The sequence below is a fragment of the Streptomyces sp. NPDC000878 genome (assembly GCF_053599695.1).
Genome location: NZ_JBSFMT010000183.1, coordinates 1 through 1950, shown reverse-complemented (window position 1 = coordinate 1950; position 1950 = coordinate 1). Strand labels below are relative to the sequence as shown.

Here is a 1950-nt window from a genome sequence, read left to right as displayed (position 1 = left end):
CTGCCTGGGCGGAGCGCGTCCACAAGGACGTCGGTGCCTCCGAGCACCACTTCCTGTGCGCAGCCGCCACGGGTCGTGGCCGTGGTCCGCTCCTGGCAGAACAGCCAGAGGCACCGACCCGCTCGGTCACGTCTCGTGACAGGACGCGCGTTTGTCATTGAGACGCAGCGCGCCCGCGCTGCGCGGGTGCGAGCGGTCTTCTGCTCAAGGACGCCCACCCTGACCACCCGCTTACCGGGATCCGGGCCCTCGCGGGCGGCGACGCCGCCTCGACGCCCCGCCCGAAGGGTCAATTTCATTCCGAACACTTTGTTGGTACGTCCTGACATACCTGTTGACATCCCCGCAGAGGCGGCCTCATAGTCTCTCCAACTAGAGCGCGCTACTAAAGCGCTCCAGTCGCTGAACTGGCGGTCCACACCTACGACCGCCACACAGAACGAGCCGCCACGCACGGTACATACGCACCACTCGCGCACCGCGTCGCCACTCGGTGAACACGCATCGACCGCCGACGCCGGACGCGCTGCCGCCCACCACAGACTCCACCCTGACAAGCACAGCGAGGTGCAAGGGACATGCGCAGAAACCATCGAGCCGCAATTTTCACCGCGACCGTCCTCGCCGGGACTCTGTTCGCCGCCGGCTGCTCCAGCAGCTCCGGCGGCAAGGAGTCCGAGGAGAGCGGGGCCGCCGCCTCCGCGGGTAAGGCCACCACCCCACGGATGACCGTGGCCATGATCACCCACGCCTCCCCCGGCGACACGTTCTGGGACCTGGTCCGCAAGGGCGCCCAGGCCGCTGCCGCCAAGGACAACGTCAAGCTCGTCTACTCCAGCGATCCCAGCGCCGGCAACCAGGCCAACCTGGTGCAGAACGCGATCGACCAGAAGGTCGACGGCATCGCGCTCACCGCGGCCAAGCCGGACGCCATGACGGACGTCGTCGCCAAGGCCACGGCCGCCGGCATCCCCGTGGTCGGCTTCAACTCCGGTGTGAGTGACTGGAAGAAGCTCGGCATGCTGGAGTACTTCGGGCAGGACGAGGACATCGCCGGCCAGGCCTTCGGCAAGCGCCTGAACGAACTCGGCGCCAAGCACGCCCTCTGCGTTGTCCAGGAACAGGGCCAGGTCGCCCTGGAGGCCCGCTGCGCCGGCCTGAAGAAGGGCTTCAGCGGCAAGACCGACATCCTCTACGTCAACGGCACCGACATGCCCTCGGTGAAGTCGACCATCACCGCGAAGCTCACACAGGACTCCTCCATCGACCAGGTGGTCACCCTGGGCGCACCGATCGCACTGACCGCCGTGCAGTCGCTGTCCGACGCGGGCAGCAAGGCCAAGGTCGCCACCTTCGACCTCAACAAGGAGCTGGTCAAGGCCATCCAGGACGGCACGATCCAGTTCGCCGTGGATCAGCAGCCCTACCTCCAGGGCTACTTGGCGGTGGACTCGCTGTGGCTCTACAAGAACAACGGCAACTTCAGCGGCGGCGGCACCGCGCCCGTCCTCACCGGACCGGCTTTCATCGACAAGACGAACGTCGACAGCGTCGCGGAGTTCGCTGCCAACGGGACCCGGTGATGAGTATGACCCAGCAGGCTGCGCCGGCGGTGACCACACCGCCGGCTCCGCCGGTCAGCCGGAAGGACGGCCGCACCGCTGAACGGTCCCTGGGGCGCCGGGTGTTGGCCCGCCCCGAGGTCGGCGCGCTGATCGCGGCGATCGGTGTGTATCTGTTCTTCTTCGCGGCGGCGCCTTCCTTCCGGGAGACGAGCGCTCTCGCGACCGTGCTCTACCAGGCGTCCGTCATGGGCATCATGGCGCTGCCGGTGGCGTTGTTGATGATCGGCGGCGAGTTCGACCTGTCCGCCGGTGTCGCGGTCACGACCTCGGCGCTGACGGCGGCGATCCTGAGCTTCCAGCTGTCCATGAACGTGTGGACGGGTGT

At 67.5% G+C, this 1950-nt stretch carries 2 protein-coding genes; both read left to right on the top strand.

Annotation, left to right across the window (positions count from 1 at the left end; translation table 11 throughout):
- Window positions 1–578 precede the first annotated feature (578 nt).
- A complete protein-coding gene (locus tag ACWDR4_RS50050) occupies window positions 579–1583 on the top strand; it encodes a sugar ABC transporter substrate-binding protein (protein ID WP_450418856.1) in 1005 nt (334 codons plus the stop codon).
- Between the two features lie 5 nt (window positions 1584–1588).
- A partial coding sequence (locus ACWDR4_RS50045; protein ID WP_450418855.1) for an ABC transporter permease subunit occupies window positions 1589–1950 on the top strand: 362 nt, incomplete at its 3' end.

Excerpts from the sequence above, each read along its gene's own strand:
- ACWDR4_RS50050 (WP_450418856.1), top strand. The coding sequence starts at position 579 with ATGCGCAGAAACCATCGAGCCGCAATTTTCACCGCGACCGTCCTCGCC.